The following is a 19,298-nucleotide window of genomic DNA, read 5'->3' on the forward strand; positions in this document are numbered from 1 at the left end:
AATTGCTTAAACTTTATGAGTAAAAAAGGGGAAAAGTACGCAAAACCTTTAAAAATCTTTGATTTTTATTCTTTTGAGAGCTATGATTATCTAATAATAGCATTATAATTGTCTTTTGTTCCTTTTGCGGTTAAATCTAAAATTAGTTTAAATAGACTTTTTAAAATCTGCTTAATTTGCCCAATCAGCGAGAAAATTATTTTTTAAAGTCATAATATTGGTTTCCTGTATATCAAATTTCTTTCAAATTCTCCAACATGAAAGAGCAGGATGCTGTAAAGTCTCGGAATGTTTATTTTTATGAAAATGAAATGAAAGAATAATTTTCTTTCTAATTGTTTGTAATATGTCATTATTCAAATGCCTTTGGACTCTTTGCTGAGTGAAATCGAAGATTCGACGAAGTCAAACGCCTTTGCGAATTTTAAAAGCAGTTAGTAGTAAAAAAATCTTTGCGAACTTTGCGTTAAATAAAGTATTGTGATAATTTACAGATAATCAATTTGAAAATTATTTTACTGATTTTTGTGTTTTTTAAACAACTATTCACAAGGATCAAAATCATACAGCAATATAAATACATTATGAAATTTCCAAATACATCCAAATTTCTTGGCTCTCTCTTGATTCTCGCTTTATGCTCAACCGGATTAAAAAGTCAGGATAAATTCCCGGACGGAACCGCAATTCCAAAATGGTTTAAAGAAAACAAACCAACAGACATCAATAAACTAGGTAAGAAATACATCATCACAGATTTTGGTGTAAAGAATGACAGTACCATTCTTCAGACAAAACAGGTTCAGAATATTATCGATGAAGCTTCAAAAAACGGAGGTGTAATCGTTATACCAAAAGGAACTTTTCTCATCAGTTCGCTTTTCTTTAAACAAGGCACACATTTATATTTAGAAAACGGAGCAAAATTAAAAGGAAGTGATGATATCAATGACTTTCCTGTAGTGACAACCAGAATGGAAGGTCAAACTGTGAAATATTTTCCGGCTTTAATCAATGCAGACGGATTAGATGGCTTCACAATTTCAGGAAAAGGAACTTTGGATGGAAACGGACTTCGTTTCTGGAAATCATTCTGGAAAAGAAGAGAATGGAATCCTAAATGTACCAATATGGATGAAATGAGACCGAGAATTATCTATGTTTCCAATTCAAAAAATATTCAGATTGAAGGAATTACCGTGAAAAATTCGCCGTTCTGGAGCACGCATTATTACAAATCTCAATTTGTAAAATTATTAAACTTAACGATTTTAGCGCCAAAAGAACCTGTAAAAGCACCAAGTACAGACGCCATCGACATCGATGCCTGTTCAAATTTGTTAGTTAAAAACTGTTATATGTCGGTAAACGACGATGCCATTGCTTTGAAAGGCGGAAAAGGTCCAAAAGCAGATGTTGACCCGAATAACGGAGAAAACAGAAACATCATCATCGAAGACAATACTTTCGGATTCTGCCATTCTGCGCTTACTTGTGGAAGCGAATCGATTCACAACTACAACATTATTTTCAGAAATTCTACGGTGAAAGATGCATCAAGGTTATTGCACTTGAAAATGCGTCCAGACACGCCTCAACATTATGAGTACATCACTTTAGAAAATATCAAAGGAAATGTAAAAACCTTCATTTACGCAAAAGGATGGAATCAGTTTTTTGATTTAAAAGGCGAAGAAAGACCGAGAAAAGGATTGGCAAATAATATTACTATCAAAAACATTGATTTAAGTTGTGAAACAGCGTTTTCTATTGAAAAATCAGATTTGTTTGATTTAAAAGATTTCACTTTTGAAAATTTTAAAGTTAAAGTTCTGAAACCTGAAATGCAAAACCTGAATTATATTCAGAATTTAAAACAAAAAAATATTAAGGTGGAGCAAGTTGCTTCTCTCACACAATCTTACGATAAAAAAGACGATTCCGATATTGCTGCAAAATGAGTTGTTTTTCCAAAATATTCGTTCTTTTATGTTTATGCTCTCAATTATTGCATTCTCAATCTAAGGAAATCCAATTCCTGAGCGGGAAAGATTCTGAGCATACCAAAGAATGGGATTTTTGGATAAACGGTGGACGAAAATCAGGAATCTGGGATAAAATTCAGGTTCCTTCTCAATGGGAACAGCAAGGTTTTGGTTCATACAATTACGGACGAGATTATGTAACCTACGGCAAAAATTTTAAATTTAATGACGAAGTAGGTTTTTATAAACACCATTTTTCAGTTCCAAATTCCTGGAAAGGAAAAACCATCAACATCGTTTTTGAAGGTTCAATGACCGATACCGAAGTGAAAATCAACGGAAAATCAGCCGGAGCAATTCACCAGGGTGCTTTTTATGAATTTAAATATGATATTTCAGATAAATTAAATTTCGGGAAAGAAAATATTTTAGAAGTCAAAGTTTCCAAAATGTCGGCTGATAAATCGGTCAACAATGCAGAACGTCTCGCTGATTATTGGGTTTTGGGCGGGATTTTCAGACCTGTTTATTTAGAAGCAACTTCAAAAGAACATATTTCCTGGACAGCGATTGATGCAAAAGCAGACGGAACTTTTCGTTCAAATATTTATTTAAAAGGAATCCAATCCGCCAATACTATAAAGGTTGAATTATTTGATGTTAAAAATAATTTAGTCGGCGAATCTCAGGTTCAAATTCAGAAAGGAGATACTTTAAAACAGATTCAGTTCTCCCTTAAAAACCCAAAACTTTGGACGGCGGAAACACCGAATTTGTACAAAGCAAAATTCACTTTAAACAAAAACAGAAAAACAATCTTTCAGTCCGAAGAAAAATTCGGTTTTCGAACGATAGAAATCAAAAAAGGTGACGGAATTTTTATCAACGGAACAAAGGTAAAAATGAAAGGCATCAATCGTCACGTTTGGTGGCCGGAAACGGGTAGAGCAGTCAATGAAGACATCGATTTAATGGACGTTCAGCTCATCAAAGAAATGAATATGAACGCCGTTCGTTGCTCTCATTATCCACCGAATAAATCATTTTTAAAAATTTGTGATTCGCTCGGTTTATATGTTTTGGATGAATTGGCAGGTTGGCAAAAAAAATACAGCACAGAAGTTGGCAAAAAGCTGGTGAAAGAAATGGTTATAAGAGATGCAAACCATCCTTCCATTATTTTCTGGAGCAACGGAAACGAAGGCGGACATAATTTTGATTTGGATTCCGAATTTGCAAAATATGACTTGTCAAATCGACCTGTAATTCACGCACATCATAAACCAGGAAATGCTTTCAACGGAATCGACTGCAATCATTACGAAGATTATTACAGCACAAAAAATATCCTTGAAGGCGAAAATATTTATATGCCGACCGAGTTTTTACACGCACAAGATGACGGCGGTGGCGGAACTTCTTTAACTGATTATTGGGAACTGCATTGGAACTCAAAAAAAGGAGCGGGCGGTTTTCTGTGGGCTTTCGTGGATGAAGGTTTGGTACGAACGGATTTTAACAATCAGATTGATGTGAACGCAATTAACGCTCCCGACGGAGTTTTGGGGCCACATCGTGAGAAAGAAGGCAGTTTTTACGCCATCCGTGAAATTTACAGTCCGGTAAAAATTGATTTGAAATCCTTACCAAATGATTTTAATGGAGTCATTCCCGTGGAAAACCGTTATCATTTTACGAATATTAATGAGCTACAGTTTAAATGGAAATTAGTGAAATTTAAAAATCCTTTTGATTCAGAAGCAGGATTTGATTTGGCTAACATGAGGAAAGTATCTTTACCAAATATTAAGCCTACAGAAAAAGGGCAGCTCAATCTTCGATTACCGGAAAATTGGAAAGAAAACGATGCTTTATTCCTTACAGCAACCGATATTTTCGGAAAAGAAATTTACACTTGGACTTGGAAATTGAAGTCAAATGATGGGATTTCAAAACAATTTTCAAAAGCTTTAATCAAAGAATTTTCAGTCTCGATTATAGAAAACGATTCATTATTTATTTTAAAATCAGACGAAAAAGAATTTTCCATCGGGAAAAAAGATGGCTTATTAAAATCAGTCATTGTCGATAGAAAAGGCAAAAAAATGACCTTCAAAAATGGACCTGTTTTCGTAAACGGAACTATGGAATTATCATCCATTAAATCTTTTGTAGAAGGACAAAATCAACTGATTGAAGTCAATTATAAAAACGGAAACAAAATAATTTGGAAACTAAATCCAAACGGAATTTTAGAATTAAATTATGAATATTCTTTGTCCGGAGATTATCATTTTTCGGGCGTAAGTTTCGATTATCCTGAAAATTATGTCATCAACGCAAAATGGCTCGGAAAAGGACCTTATCACGTTTGGAAAAACCGTTTACAAGGACAAACTTATAATGTTTGGCAGAATTTGAAAAACTCAACAAGAACAGGACAATCACCATGGATTTATCCTGAATTTAAAGGCTATTTTGATGATATTTCGTGGCTACAGTTGGATACTGCAGAAGGAAAAATAACAATCGGAACAAAAGAAGAAAAAATGTTCGTCAGACTTTTTGATTTTTACGGAATCTACGGAGCGGAAGGTTATCCGAAATTGCCAAGCGGAAATATTTCATTTTTGGATGCAATTCCACCGTTGGGAACTGTTTTAGCGTTTAATATTAACGATAAAACCGAATCTTTAGGATTAGAAAGCGAACCAAATCATCTGAACGGAACGTTTAAAAGAACTTTGTATTTCTACTTCGGATTGCCGGATTTGGGCGATGAAAATAAACAGTTTACCATGCCAAAAGAAAATATTTTAACGGATTAATAATGAAAAATAGATTAGGATTTTTAATGTCTTTTATTTGTTCGTTGATGTTTGCTCAACAAACAACTTTCAAATTTGATTTTGGTGGAAACAGAGTTGAAAAAGGTTTCATTCCAATTAATTCAACATCAAAATTTGACAGAAAAATCGGTTACGGCTTTATGGATATTTCGGGTTTAAAATCTGTTGACAACGGCGGCAATGCTTTGACCGGAGATTTTATTACAAGTGACAAGCCTTTTTATTTTTCGATGGTGATACCTGAAGGAAATTATGATATCAAACTGAATCTTGGGGATACAAAAAGAGGTTCTGAAACCACAGTCCGTGTAGAAAACCGTCGTTTGATGTTGAATGATATTAAAACAAAACATGGTGAAATTGTTGAAAAACAAATTACCGTTCATGTAAAAGACAGCATTATCCGAAATCAAAATGGCGAAAAAATCGGAATTGTAAAATTAAAACCAAGAGAAACAAAATATTTACACTGGGACAATCTTTTAACGATTGAATTTAATGATAAAGCTCCGAAAGTTTGTTCAGTCATTATTCAGCCCAACAAAACGGCAAAGACCATTTATTTAACTGGCGATTCAACAGTTGTGGATGCGCAGTACGAGCCGTGGGCTTCGTGGGGACAAATGTTACCGTATTTTTTCGTTCCAAATGAAGTGGTAATTGCCAATTATGCCGAAAGTGGAGAAACCTTAAAAGCCTTTGAAGACCGCCATCGAATCGATAAAATCTGGAATAAAATAAAACCGGGAGATTATTTGTTCATTCAATTCGGACACAATGACCAAAAAGCAGGAAATAGTACGAAATCCGGCTACAGAAAACGTTTGAAAGAATGGATTTTAAAAGCCAAAGAACTGGGTGCAATTCCGGTTTTGGTAACTTCTATGAACCGTCGGGTTTTTGATGAAAACAATAAAATTGTGAATACTTTAGATGATTTTCCTGATGCAATGCGGGAAATTGCGAAAGAAGAAAAAGTTGATTTAATTGATTTGAATGCGTTGAGCAAAACCCTATTCGAAGCAATGGGACCGGAAGCGGCGAAGAAAGCATTTGTTTATTATCCTGCGAATTCTTACCCAAATCAACCAACAGCTTTGGCGGATGATACGCATTTTAATCCTTATGGAGCTTATGAATTGGCGAAATGTGTAGTGAAATCTATCGTTGACCAAAACTTGCCTTTGAAGAAATTTATTTCAAAAAATTATAAAAATTTTAACCCAAATAAACCTGATGATATTAAAAAATTCCATTGGCCGGAATCTGTTTTTATGGAATCTTTAAAACCCGATGGAAATTAATTGCTGTGAATAAAGATATGCAGTTTGTCATTCAGAACGAAACGAAGTGTAGTGAAGAATCTCAATTTTAAATAGATTTCTCGTTCCTCGAAATGACAAACGCCTAAAGCAAAGGTTTAAAAATGAAAACCAAGGTTTTCAAAACTTAAGTGTTCTTCTCAAAAGTCGAATCACAAACTTAAAATAACTAATGTGTATAAAAACTTTTGTGACTTTTGTGGTTCAAAATAAAAAGTTAAAAAAATGAAATTTAAAAATATCATAAAACTCAGTGTCATCTGTTTTGCTTTCGGAAATCTTTCCGCACAAAATCCCTGGCCAAAAACTACCGAGACCGCAAAACCGTGGACGCGTTGGTGGTGGATGGGAAGTGCCGTTGACGAAAAAGGTCTGGATAAACAACTTACAACACTTTCTAAAGCAGGTTTTGGAGGAGTAGAAATTGTCCCGATTTACGGCGCAAAAGGTTTCGAAAACAAATACATCAATTATCTTTCTCCGGAATGGATGAAAATGTTGCAATTCACTACAGACAAAGCTAAAAGTCTGAAAATGGGCGTTGATATGGCAGTCGGAACGGGCTGGCCAATTGGCGGACCGCAAGTTGGTGAAGAAGATGCTGCAACGAAAATGATTGTTCAGAACTATGCAATTAATCCAAATGAAAAATTTTCTGAAAAGATTGTTCTGAAAGACGAAAAACAGAAGAACTTAAAAACAGTAAAACTGGATATTGTAACGGCTTACAACGAGAAAAATGAAGCGGTAGTTTTAACAGATAAAATCAATGTAGACGGAACTTTAAATTGGAAACCAACCTCCGGAAAATGGACAGTTTACGCAGTTTTTATCGGTAAAACTTTACAAAAAGTAAAACGTGCCGCTCCGGGTGGCGATGGCTACACATTAGACCATTTTTCTCCTGATGCAACGAAAGATTATCTCAAAACTTTCGATAAAGCTTTTGGAAATTCAAACTATGGAATCCGTTCGTTTTTCAATGACAGTTACGAAGTTTACAACGCAGATTGGACGGCTGATTTTAAAGATGAATTTAAGAAAAGAAGAGGGTACGATTTGAGTCCATACATCAAATATCTGGTGAGTGATGAAGAAAGCGAATTGTCAGGAAGAATAAAATCTGATTATCGTGAAACAATGAGCGAACTGATTCTACATAATTTTACTGAAAATTTCACCAATTGGGCTCATTCCAAAAACTCGAAAAATACCAATCAGGCACACGGTTCGCCCGGAAATTTACTGGATTTGTACGCTGCAGTCGATATCCCGGAATCTGAAACTTTCGGAAGTACAAAATTTGATATTCAGGGTTTGAAAAGGAATGTGGAAGACATCAACACCAAGGAAATTCCTGATATTAATATGCTGAAATTCGCTTCTTCGGCGGCAAACATTACCGGAAAACCTTTGATTTCTAATGAATCTTTTACGTGGTTGACGGAACATTTTAAAACGTCTTGGTCACAGGTAAAACCGGAAGCCGAGCAAATTTTTCTATCAGGAATCAACCACATTTTTTATCACGGAACGACTTATACGCCGGCTGATGTTCAGTTTCCGGGCTGGTTGTTTTATGCTTCGACTAATTTTGTTCCGGAAAATTCTTCGTGGCCAAATATTAAAGGTTTAAATTCATACATCGAAAGAACTCAATCCGTTTTACAAAATGGAAAATCAGACAACGAAATCCTGATGTATTGGCCTATTTATGACCAATGGGCAAATCCGAAAGGAAAAGATATGGCGTTTAAAATTCACAATATTGAAAAATGGTTGCATCCGACTGTATTTTATGAAAATCTTGAAAAATTAGGGAAATCAGGCTATTCTTTGGATATGATTTCGGATAAGATGATTTCTGAAGCGAAGTTTGAAAATCAGAATATTCAGGTTTCAAAAAATGGAGGTTCTTATAAAGTTTTAATTATTCCACAACTAAATTATTTTTCTGAATCAACTTTAAAAAATATTTTAAATCTGGCTCAAAATGGAGCTTCTGTGATTTTTCAAAGTGAGCCGAAAGACGTTCAGGGATTTTTTGAATTTGAAAAAAGAAGAAATGAATTACAGTCTTTATGGTCTAAAATTTCTTTTCAGCAGGAAGGAATTTTAAAATCAGCAACATTCGGAAAAGGACAAATCGTTTTGAGTTCTGATGTTGAAAAAGCCTTAGAATATTTAAAAATTGAAAGAGAAAAACTGACCGATACAGGATTGAAATTCGTCAGAAGAAAGTTCGATAACGGAAAATACTATTACATCGTCAATCACACTTCCAAAGAAATTAATCAGAATATTCCGCTGAATTTTGTTGGAAAACAAATTGCTTTGATGAATCCTGAAAATGGAGATTTTGGAGTTGCCGAAACTCAGAATAATTCGGTAAAAGTTCAATTAAAATCAGGAGAATCTTTAATTATAAAAGCTTTAGAAATTCCGGATAATTCTATTTCAAAATGGAAATACATTGAGAAAACAGACGCTCCGATTGTTTTAAACCAACCTTGGCAACTGACCTTCAAGGAAGGCGGTCCCGAACTTCCGAAGTCAAAAACTTTAGACAAACTTCAACCTTGGACCAATTTCACAGACGATGCTTCAACGCAGAGTTTTTCGGGAACTGGAGTTTACACAACATCATTTAAATTAAATAAAAAAGCCGACGATTTTGTACTGAAATTCGACAAATTGTATGAAAGTGCAAAAGTCATTATCAACGGACAAGATGCCGGAATTGTCTGGAATCTTCCGTTTGAAATCAACGTCGGAAAATATTTGAAAAAAGGGAAAAATATCATTCAGATTGAAGTTTCAAACCTGATGGCAAACAGAATCCGTTATATGGACCAGAATAAAATCCAGTGGCGAAATTACCATGAAATCAATTTTGTAAACATCGATTACAAACCATTCGATGCATCCAACTGGAAAGTTCAGCCTTCCGGTCTGGATGGTGAAATTCAATTAATTCCGGTATATTTCTCAAAATAATTTAATGACAGTCTGCAATTTACAATCTTTGTGTTCTTAGCTGAGTTTACGCCTTTGCGAACTTAAAAACATTTAGTAGTTAAAAAAAACTTTGTGGACTTTGCGTTAAAAATTTTAGAAAAACGGGTTAAATTAAATAGTATAATAAAATTATGAAACAAGTCATAGTAAAAACATTAGTATTAGGAACGCTCCTCACATTCGGATTTTCCAATGCTCAACAGAAACCGAAAGTTGTTTTAGATAACTTTTTCAATAACGAAAAAAAGGAAAACAAAGAAACCAAAATCCTTGAATCTTGGCATTATACCTGGAACGACACTTCAAATGGAGGATTTTCTTTGCTGGGTGAAATCTTCCAGAAGCAAGGCGCAGAAATCAGCACTTTGACGACCGCTCTATCAAAAAAAGATTTGAAAAAAGCCAATATTTACATTATCGTTGACGCTGATATCGACAAAGAAGCTTATGGAGGAAAAGCCAATCTTATTGATGCCAATTCTATCAAAAACCTTACGGAATGGGTGAAAAAAGGTGGCGTTTTGGTTTTGATGAGCAACGACAACGGAAATTCTGAGTTTGAACATTTCAACAGATTGGCGGGAGAATTCGGGATTCATTTCAATGATGACAGTTACAACCGTGTTCAGAAAAGAGAATTTGAACAAGGGAAAGTAATGGTTCCTGCTGGAAATGAGGTTTTCTCCGAGCAAAAATTATATATGAAAGAAGTAAGTTCGATAGATGTAAAAGCTCCTGCCAAAGCCATTTTGACGGCAGAAGGCAAAAATATCGGTGCGATTGCAAAAGTCGGCAAAGGAACCGTTTTCGCGTTGGGTGACCCGTGGTGCTACAACGAATATATCGACGGGAAAAAACTTCCGACAGATTTCACAAATTATCAGGGGACTGAAGAATGGGTAAAGTGGTTGCTGAAGCAGGTTTCTAAAAAATAATTGAATTTGTGCAATCGGTTGAGCTGAAGTGATTGAATTTATTTGACTACGTCGAACCACGTTGTTAGGTTTGGGCAGCTTTTTCCGCCCTCCGTTCTCGCTTTTTTGTCTCCGCTTTGCTACGACAAAAAGAGCTCCACTCAGGTCGGGCTGCGAGAAATCGAGGAATGAGATTCATCGATTCAAAGTGAAAATAAAAGATTAGAGATAAATTCAATGTAAAAAATCCTTGTCAAGGTTTTAAACCTTGACAAGGATAACAAAGGGAAGCAAGTTGATTTCGGAAGGCAAAGATTAAAATTTGGCTTTTGGTAAAACGTAAAGTAATTATTCTTGTCCGCTAAAAAATTGAAATATAATTTACAGGTCGCTCTTCTAAAGCTTTAATTCATTGAATAATTATTTTCTATTAACAGTTCGTTTTTAAAGGAACTTTTTAAAATCCCAGCGGGATTTACTGTTAATAGATAAAATGAAGAACATACAAACAAGCTCCGTAGGAGCGACCTGTTGCTTCATCTTTTTTATAGAAAAAAAATGAAAAATAATGTGCATTATGAAAATTAAATACATATTCATTACATCTGTCATTTTTCTTTCGCAAACCATTTTTGCCCAAAGACAAATGGAATACCTGAAAAGAGGAATCGTTGCGATTCCTTCAGAATCAGGCGTTTTTGTGAGTTGGCGTTTATTGGGAACAGAGGAACAAAATGCGAAATTTGATGTTTATCGTACAGAATATCGCACAAAAGGTGCCTATACAAAAAAACTAAATAAAGAACCACTTCTTGAAGGAACCAACTTTTTAGATAAAACGGCAAAAAAAGGCAAAGGTTACACCTATTTTATTCAATCTTTTGGTGAGGATTTGACTGTCAATTATGATTATGCAAAATATACAGCAAATCAGAAACCTTATTTTTCAATTCCGTTGAAAACGCCTGAAGGCTACACTCCGAATGACGCTTCTGTTGCTGATTTGGACGGTGATGGAGAATACGAAATTATTCTTCATCAAACAGGAAGGTCGCACGACAACAGTCAGAAAGGAGAGACAGACCCGCCGATTATTCAGGCTTATAAAATGAATGGAACGTTTTTATGGGAAATTAATTTAGGTAAAAATATAAGAGAAGGAGCTCATTACACGCAGTTTTTAGTTTATGATTTAGACCAAGACGGAAAAGCTGAAATCGTAATGAAAACCGCCGACGGAAGCAAAGACGGAAAAGGAAAATATATTGGTGACCCAACCAAAAATTACGTCAATGAAAACGGAATGATTCTTTCCGGACCGGAATTTCTGACGGTTTTTAACGGAGAAACCGGAGCGGAAATTAATACCGTAAATTATGAAGTTCCAAGATTTTCAGGCAGCTTGAATCCGACCAACGAAGAAATGACGGAAACTTGGGGAGACGCAAAAGGAAACCGCATCGACCGATTTTTGGGAGCTGTTGCTTATTTGGACGGAAAAACTCCGAGTGTAATTATGTCAAGAGGATATTACACAAGAACTGCGATTGCAGCTTGGGATTTTAAAGATAAAAAACTGAGTCTTCGCTGGCTGTTTGATACTGAAAGTTCGGAAGAAAATAAAAAATACCGCGGACAAGGAAATCACAATTTGAGCATTGCAGATGTAGATAATGACGGTAAAGACGAAATTATTTTTGGCGCAATGACGGTTGATGATGACGGAAAAGTTTTGAACAGCACAGGTTACGGTCATGGCGATGCGCTGCACGTTGGAGATTTAGACCCGTCAAATCCTGGATTGGAGATTTTTGACATTCAGGAGAGATTTGATGATGCAGGAGCGCATTTCAAAGACGGAAAAACAGGGGAAGTTTTATGGAAATTACCTTCGACGGTTTACAGTAAAGCAGGCAAATTTCAGGGGCCGGGAAGAGGTTTGTCTTTAAATATTGACCCTCGTTATGAAGGTTCAGAATGTTGGGCAGCCGGAGCAGGTGTGAAAGGTCTCTATGATGCGAAAGGAAAAAAAATCAGCGATAAAAACCCGGCTGTTAATATGGGAATTTATTGGGACGGTGATTTTCTTAGTGAAATTTTAGACGGAACTGTTGTTTCAAAATGGGACTGGAAAAAAGAAAAATCGAATTTAATTTTTGATGCTAAAAATTTCCAGTGTGAATCGAATAACGGAACTAAAAAGAACCCTTCTTTGGTTGCCGATTTATTTGGCGACTGGCGTGAAGAAGTGATGTACAGAACTGCCGATAACAAGGAATTGAGGATTTTTTCTACAACCATTCCTACGAAACACAGATTGTATACCTTGATGCATAATCCGCAATACCGATTAAGTATCGTTTGGCAAAATGTCGGTTATAATCAGCCACCACATACCGATTATTATCTGGATGAATCGGTGAAAGAAATTCCGAAACCCAATATTTATACAGTAATTCCTAAAAAATAATCAATTATGAAAATCAAAATCATTATTCCGCTTATCTTATTGGTTGTATTTGTTGGAGTTTCATTTCAAAAAATTCAGAACAAACCTGTTCTTTATATTATTGGTGATTCTACGGTACAAAACGGTTCCGGAAAAGGCGCAGATTCACTTTGGGGATGGGGAAGTTTTATGAATTTATATTTTAATACAGATAAAATCGAAATTCAAAATCATGCGAAAGGCGGACGAAGCAGTCGAACTTTTATCACAGAAGGACGATGGGATTCAATAATGAAAACCATTAAAAAAGGAGATTATGTTTTAATGCAGTTTGGTCATAACGATGGCGGTGAATTAGCCGATACATTACGAGCAAGGGGAACTATCAAAGGAATTGGAGAAGAATCAAAAGATATTTACAATCCTATCCGAAAATTAAACGAAACGGTTTATACTTACGGTTATTATATGAGGAAATATGCGAATGAAACGAAAGCTAAAGGAGCGATTCCTATCATCGTTTCTCCTGTTCCGAGAAATAAATTTGATAAAAACGGAAATATAGAAAAAGATCAGTATGGAGTTTGGGCTCAAGAAGTTGCAAAACAGACCGGTGCTTATTTTTTAGATTTAAATACAATGGTCATTGCAAAATATGAAGAAATAGGCTCTGAAAAAGTGAAAGCTTTCTTTCCAAAAGACCATACTCATACCAATGAGGCAGGAGCAACTCTCAATGCAGAATTGGTGACGAAAGGAATTAAAGATTTAAAAGGTTGTCAACTTAAAAAATATATAAAATAAAGATATTATGAAAAAACTATTAACAGCAAGCTTTTTTGCACTGATTTTGGGAGGCGTTACTTCCTGCTCGGTTCAGAAACAGACTACTGCAAGCAAAGTAGAGCTTCCGAATAAAAAAGAGGTTTTGGAAGTTTCAAGAAGAGCCAATCAATATTTCATGAACAAATGGCCCGATACAGGAAAAGATATCGTCGGTAAAAAAGTGTGGCCAAGTAATCTTTGGACGAGGGCTGTTTATTATGAAGGACTCATTGCATTGTATAAAGTTGATCCTAAAAAAGAATATTATGATTACGCAATGTCGTGGGCAAATAATCACAAATGGGATCTGATGCGTGGAACTTACACCAGAAATGCAGATCATCAGGCTTGTGGACAAACCTACATAGATTTGTATGAAATCGATGGTAAAAAGCATCCTGAAAGAATTAAAAATATAAAAGCATCGATGGACAGTATGATTGTTACGCCAAAAGTTGATGATTGGTGGTGGATTGATGCGCTTCAAATGAGCATGCCGATTTTTACTAAATTGGGTAGAATTACAGGAGAGCAGAAATATTTCGATAAAAACTACGAAATGTATGCTTACACAAAATATAAACACGGAGGAAATGGCCTGTACAATCAGGCCGATAAAATTTGGTGGAGAGACAAAAGCTTTGTTCCGCCTTACAAAGAACCGAATGGGGAAGATTGTTATTGGAGCAGAGGTAACGGTTGGGTAGTGGCTGCTTTGGCTAAAACCCTTGAAGATACGCCAAAATCTGATCCTCATTATCAGGAATATTTGCAGGATTATAAAGATTTGCTGGCTGCTTTACTTCCGATTCAGCGTGAAGATGGCTTCTGGAATGTGAGTTTACACGATCCGACGAATTTTGGAGGAAAAGAAATGACAGGAACCGCTTTATTCGTTTACGGAATGGCGTATGGAATTAATAATGGATTAATCGACAGAGATACTTATCTGCCTGTTTTAGTAAAAGCCTGGAATGCAATTGTGAAAGATTCAGTTCAGCCAAACGGATTTTTAGGTTGGGTACAGGGAACGGGAAAAGAACCAAAAGACGGACAGCCACTTTCTGTAAGCAAAGAACCGGATTTTGAAGACTACGGTTTAGGCTGTTTATTGCTTGCCGGAAGCGAAGTTTATAAATTGAAATAAATTTAACTTTTAAGTAAAATTGAAAGGCTTAATGATGAAAATCGTTAAGTCTTTTTTGTTGATTTAAAAATGAAAACCGTGTTTGAATTATTAAAAAGCAAGAATAATGAAGAATTGATGTATATTTTTGGTAAAAGGTTTTTAATTACAATCTGATTAAAGTCGATGTAACTGTCATTAAAACAATGAGTTGGAGAATTTGTATTTAACAAAATAAAAAATCTTATTTTTTCAAAAGTTTAAGCATGACACTACAAGATGCGCAATCGATTACATCTTGTTAATTTTCAAACTCAACCAATACGATAAATTATGAATGCATTATTAGGAGTTATTTTCCATTTTTTAGGAGGCTTTTCTTCAGGTAGTTTTTATCTGCCTTACAAGAAAGTGAAGGGATGGCAATGGGAAACTTTTTGGTTGATTGGCGGTGTATTTTCCTGGATCATTGTTCCGCCTTTGGCTGCATTTCTTACCATTCCTAATTTCTGGGAAATTATTCAGAATGAAAGTTCATCAATTTTAGGATTAACTTTTCTATTTGGAGCACTTTGGGGAATTGGTGGTTTTATGTATGGTTTGGGAGTTCGCTATTTGGGGGTTGCTTTGGGTAGCAGCATCATGTTGGGACTTACCATGGTCATTGGTTCGCTTTTGCCTTCTATTTATTATGAATTTAATCCACAAGACGGGAAAGATAATATTGGTTTAATGCTTTCCAGCGATTGGGGAAGAATGGTTCTTTTAGGGCTTTTAATTTGTGTAGTCGGAATTGTCATCAGTGGAAAAGCTGGTGTGATGAAAGACAAAGAACTTCAATCTGATTCTATTGATCCTCATGGAATGGAAGTAAAAACAGAATATAAATTTGGGCTAGGATTAATTGTAGCTATTATTTCCGGTGTTTTAAGCGCGTGTTTCAATTTTGGTCTGGAAGCGGGAAAGCCAATGGCAATCGTCGCTAACGAAGCCTGGAAAATAGCAAATCCTTCGCAGGGAGAATTTCTTTTTCAGAATAATGTAACCTATGTTGTGGTACTTTGGGGCGGAATGGCTTCTAATCTTATCGGTTGCCTTTATCTGTCATTTAAAAATAAATCTTACACAGATTATACAAAAAAGAATGTACCTGTTGTAAAAAATATCATTTTCTGTGCATTGGCAGGAACGATGTGGTTTTTACAGTTTTTCTTTTACGGAATGGGAGAAAGTAAAATGGGAAATGGCCCAAGCTCATGGATCTTGCACATGGCATTTATTATTTTAATAGCCAATTTGTGGGGTGTTATCATTAAAGAATGGAAAGGAGTTTCCAAAAAAACGATTTCTACCATTATTTTCGGAATGATTGTCATGTTTATCTCCATTTTAACGGTAGGATACGGAAATTCTTTGCGATAAAAATGTACAGCATTTAAAATTTTATTTTTATCATATTCATATAGTTAAGAGTTAGAAGCTCAATAAGGCACTGATCTTTCAGTGTCTTTTTTATACTAATCAATGAATGTTTTTTTGATGACAATCATTATACTATTGTTTTATAATTCTAAAATTTATCAAAGTTTACATAATTGAATTGCTAATTATTTTAAATTTTAAATCTGATTTTTGTAAAAAATTAAGATAAATTATGAGTTTTGTAATACAGGATATTGCAGGATGCCAGAACTTCAGCAACTGTGTACTTTGGTAACATGATAATTAATGTAAATAAAAGTTAATATATATGTCTTTAATAATTAAACAGAAGAATTTTAAGCCACTCATCGCACCGCTATTTTTGCTTGCGTCTGGCTTTATGTTCGGACAAAAGGCAGTAAGTGATTCTGCCAAAACAGGTACTAAAGATATCGAAGAAGTGGTAGTGATAGGATACGGAAAAGTAAAAAAATCTGACCTTACCGGATCTGTATCTTCAGTGTCTGCGAAAGATTTGGCAGCTACACCCGCAATGAATGCTTTACAGGCATTACAGGGAAGAGCTGCGGGATTAAATATTGTAACGGCGGGCGGTGCTCCCGGAGCTACTGCCAATGTAACTGTTCGTGGTGGTGCTTCCATTACTCAGGGTACAGAGCCGTTGTATATTGTAGATGGTTTTCAATTGGATAATGCATTAAATATTATCAATCCGAATGATATTGAAAGTATCGATGTATTAAAAGGGGCTTCTGCAATCGCAATCTATGGAGCTCGTGGATCTAATGGTATTATTGTTATTAAAACGAAGAGCGGAAAAAAAGGAAGAACTACTATTCAGTATAATTCTTTTATGGCGTTTGATATGCTTTCAAAGAAACTGGATATGGTTTCAAATCCTGAGCAATATGTGAAATATCAGTATGAAATGGCGCAGCTTCAGGGAAAAACAACCCAATGGAGTAATGTTTTTGATAACAGCTTAGGTATAGATTCGCCAGGATTTTACACAGGTGCTTTCAGTAGAATCAGTAATAGATACGGATCTGAAAACGGATTAGACTGGCAAGAAAAAATGCTTGGTGGAACTGGGTTGACCCAGAATCATAACGTAAGCGTTTCTGCTGGTACAGATAAAACACAGGCATTTATCAGTTATAATTACAATAAGCAGGACGGTTTATTACAAAATTTCAACGAAACAAGAAATTCATTACGTGCCAACATCAATTCAGAATTATATAAAGGAATACGTTTAGATTTCAGTTCAATGTTTACTTCCAATTCTACAAACGGAGGCGGAGCGTATTCTGGAATGAAAAAAATACTTCTTCAGCCGATTACTGGAGGAACTTTGTTTACGCAGGATCAGTTGTTTAATACGCAGACTTTTGCAGATTATTCAAGTTTGGATTCTTCATTTGATACAGAAAACCCTTACATAGAAACTGCAGCCTCTACCCAAAACAGAAGAGCAAGAACATTTTTAGCAAATGTAGGTCTGGAATTTGATTTGTTGAAAGACTTTACATTCAGAACTGCAGGTTCTTATAACTGGATGAATAGTAAATCAACTGCATTTTCAGATAAAAATTCCCGAGCATTTCTTACAGATCCTGTAAATACAGGGATTAACGGAAGTATCGCAAATTCTGAAGCTTACAGATATCAGATCACCAATACATTAACTTACAATAAAACTTTAGGAGAAAAACATAAACTGACTGGTTTAATTGGTAATGAAATTATTTATCAGGAAAACGAAAGCAACAGCATGAGACTGACAAAATTCCCGACTATTTTAAATTATGGCTTGGATGACATCACAAATGCTACAGTGGCAGATAAAGATGCGGATAGATCTAGTAATGCTTTGATTTCATATTTTGCACGTGTAAATTATAATTATGATAATCGTTATTTATTAACGGGTACTATTCGTAGAGACGGTTCTTCTAAATTTGGTCCGGATAAGCAGTGGGGAGTATTTCCATCTGTAGCTGCAGCATGGAGAGTTTCAGAAGAAAGTTTTTGGAAAAACTCTAAAGTTGACAGTTATATCAATGATCTGAAGTTCAGATATGAATATGGTATTGTAGGAAACAATAGTATACCAAATAATGTATTCAGAACCAATGTGATAGGGACTGATTATCCTATGAATAATACTATAGGTAACTTAGCCTTAATGACAAGCAGTGTCTTGGGTAACCGTATTGTACAATGGGAAGAAATGAGATCTACTAACGTAGGGGTTGATCTTGCATTATTTAATAATAGAATTAAATTAACTTCTGAATGGTACAACAACAATGTAAGTGGAATGTTATTGGAAACTGTACTTCCAGCGTCTACAGGATATAAAAGTAAGTTTGTAAATGTCGGTTCTATGAAAAACACCGGTATGGAATTTACCTTAAACTCCATCAACTTAAAATCTGAAAATTTCAGATGGTCTACAGACGCCAATATAGGTTTCAATAAATCAAAAGTACTATCTCTTGATGAAGGAAGAACTTTCAGAAACTTTAGCGTTGGAAGTAACAGAGCAGGTATGGTAACTTATTATGCGACCGTTGGAGAAGAATTAGGAGACATGTATGGATATGTTTATCAAGGAATTTATACAACTGATGACTTTACCCAAGCTGGAAACGGAACATTAACTTTAAAACCGGGAGTTGTAAAACCAGCTTCGGGAACTCCAAAACCGGGTGATATTAAATTTGCTGCAGATAATGAGGCAGGTGATCAGTTTACAAGAAAACTGGTAAAAATTGGAAATGGTACACCTGATTTTATTGGAGGTATTAGCAATAACTTTTCTTACAAAGGTTTCGATCTTGCGGTATTCTTGAAATTCAGCGTGGGTGGTGATGTTTATAATGCGACTAAGCACAGTATGAGTCCGTATGCAATGTTCCAGAATGTACCTTCAGAATTTGGAGATAATTATTATCATGTGATTGATCCTAATACAGGACAGGCTGCAACAAGCTTAGTGAGATTAAAAGAGCTTAATCCTAATGAAGATTCCAGTCTTTGGAGTTTGGGGACTACCAATTCTAGCTACATCACTTATCCTTCATCGTATTATGTAGAAGACGGTTCTTATTTAAGAGTTTCTATGGTAACATTGGGATATTCTTTTTCTAAAGACTTTTTAAGTCATATCAAGTTGACTAATGCACGTATCTATGCAACAGTAAATAACTTGGCAACCATTACCGGGTATTCAGGATTTGACCCGGAAGTTTCTGCGGCAAGCGGTGTTACCGTTACACCTGGTTATGACAATTCTTCATTCCCAAGATCTAGAAGCTATGTTTTGGGTATCAATCTTACTTTTTAATATTTAAATGTTTCA

General features: G+C 35.3%; 10 protein-coding genes. All 10 read left to right on the forward strand.

Translation table 11 applies throughout. From position 1 onward, the window contains the following. Window positions 1-584: 584 nt before the first annotated feature. The 10 genes from OEW74_RS10670 (at window position 585) to OEW74_RS10715 (ending at window position 19,283) form a co-directional block, all read left to right on the forward strand. Entirely contained in the window at window positions 585-1,961 is a 1,377-nt protein-coding gene (locus OEW74_RS10670; RefSeq protein ID WP_265428469.1) for a glycoside hydrolase family 28 protein, read from the forward strand. Continuing rightward, window positions 1,958-4,813 carry a glycoside hydrolase family 2 protein gene (locus OEW74_RS10675; protein WP_265428470.1) on the forward strand — a complete coding sequence of 952 codons (2,856 nt, stop codon included), beginning with the start codon at window positions 1,958-1,960 and terminating at the stop codon, window positions 4,811-4,813. Before OEW74_RS10670 ends, OEW74_RS10675 begins: the two co-directional genes overlap by 4 nt. 2 nt (window positions 4,814-4,815) lie before the next feature. Further along, the gene (locus OEW74_RS10680; protein WP_265428471.1) at window positions 4,816-6,138 is read left to right on the forward strand and encodes a rhamnogalacturonan acetylesterase; all 1,323 of its coding nucleotides are present in this window, start codon (window positions 4,816-4,818) and stop codon (window positions 6,136-6,138) included. Between the two features lie 243 nt (window positions 6,139-6,381). Next, window positions 6,382-9,153 carry a glycosyl hydrolase gene (locus OEW74_RS10685; RefSeq protein ID WP_265428472.1) on the forward strand — a complete coding sequence of 924 codons (2,772 nt, stop codon included), beginning with the start codon at window positions 6,382-6,384 and terminating at the stop codon, window positions 9,151-9,153. 152 nt (window positions 9,154-9,305) lie between these two features. Then, window positions 9,306-10,109, forward strand: coding sequence for a DUF4350 domain-containing protein (locus tag OEW74_RS10690; RefSeq protein WP_265428474.1), 804 nt, complete (start codon window positions 9,306-9,308; stop codon window positions 10,107-10,109). Window positions 10,110-10,665: 556 nt separating this feature from the next. Then, complete coding sequence (locus OEW74_RS10695; RefSeq protein ID WP_265428475.1) at window positions 10,666-12,558, forward strand: rhamnogalacturonan lyase; 1,893 nt, start codon at window positions 10,666-10,668, stop codon at window positions 12,556-12,558. Window positions 12,559-12,564: 6 nt separating this feature from the next. Next, on the forward strand, window positions 12,565-13,341 hold the full coding sequence (locus OEW74_RS10700) for a rhamnogalacturonan acetylesterase (RefSeq protein ID WP_265428476.1): 777 nt from the start codon (window positions 12,565-12,567) through the stop codon (window positions 13,339-13,341). A gap of 7 nt (window positions 13,342-13,348) precedes the next feature. Further along, window positions 13,349-14,509, forward strand: a complete 1,161-nt coding sequence (locus OEW74_RS10705; protein ID WP_265428477.1) for a glycoside hydrolase family 88 protein — start codon at window positions 13,349-13,351, stop codon at window positions 14,507-14,509. A 312-nt stretch (window positions 14,510-14,821) separates the two neighbouring features. Then, a complete protein-coding gene (gene rhaT / locus OEW74_RS10710; protein ID WP_265428478.1) occupies window positions 14,822-15,910 on the forward strand; it encodes an L-rhamnose/proton symporter RhaT in 1,089 nt (362 codons plus the stop codon). 328 nt (window positions 15,911-16,238) lie between these two features. Continuing rightward, window positions 16,239-19,283 carry a SusC/RagA family TonB-linked outer membrane protein gene (locus tag OEW74_RS10715; protein WP_265428480.1) on the forward strand — a complete coding sequence of 1,015 codons (3,045 nt, stop codon included), beginning with the start codon at window positions 16,239-16,241 and terminating at the stop codon, window positions 19,281-19,283. Window positions 19,284-19,298: the final 15 nt, after the last annotated feature.

Source organism: Chryseobacterium sp. YIM B08800, from assembly GCF_026163565.1.
Classification (GTDB): domain Bacteria; phylum Bacteroidota; class Bacteroidia; order Flavobacteriales; family Weeksellaceae; genus Chryseobacterium.

Coding starts and splice junctions, on each gene's coding strand:
- OEW74_RS10675 (WP_265428470.1), top strand. CDS start 1,958: ATGAGTTGTTTTTCCAAAATATTCGTTCTTTTATGTTTATGCTCTCAA.
- OEW74_RS10690 (WP_265428474.1), top strand. CDS start 9,306: ATGAAACAAGTCATAGTAAAAACATTAGTATTAGGAACGCTCCTCACA.
- OEW74_RS10705 (WP_265428477.1), top strand. CDS start 13,349: ATGAAAAAACTATTAACAGCAAGCTTTTTTGCACTGATTTTGGGAGGC.
- OEW74_RS10685 (WP_265428472.1), top strand. CDS start 6,382: ATGAAATTTAAAAATATCATAAAACTCAGTGTCATCTGTTTTGCTTTC.
- OEW74_RS10695 (WP_265428475.1), top strand. CDS start 10,666: ATGAAAATTAAATACATATTCATTACATCTGTCATTTTTCTTTCGCAA.
- OEW74_RS10715 (WP_265428480.1), top strand. CDS start 16,239: ATGTCTTTAATAATTAAACAGAAGAATTTTAAGCCACTCATCGCACCG.
- rhaT (WP_265428478.1), top strand. CDS start 14,822: ATGAATGCATTATTAGGAGTTATTTTCCATTTTTTAGGAGGCTTTTCT.
- OEW74_RS10680 (WP_265428471.1), top strand. CDS start 4,816: ATGAAAAATAGATTAGGATTTTTAATGTCTTTTATTTGTTCGTTGATG.
- OEW74_RS10670 (WP_265428469.1), top strand. CDS start 585: ATGAAATTTCCAAATACATCCAAATTTCTTGGCTCTCTCTTGATTCTC.
- OEW74_RS10700 (WP_265428476.1), top strand. CDS start 12,565: ATGAAAATCAAAATCATTATTCCGCTTATCTTATTGGTTGTATTTGTT.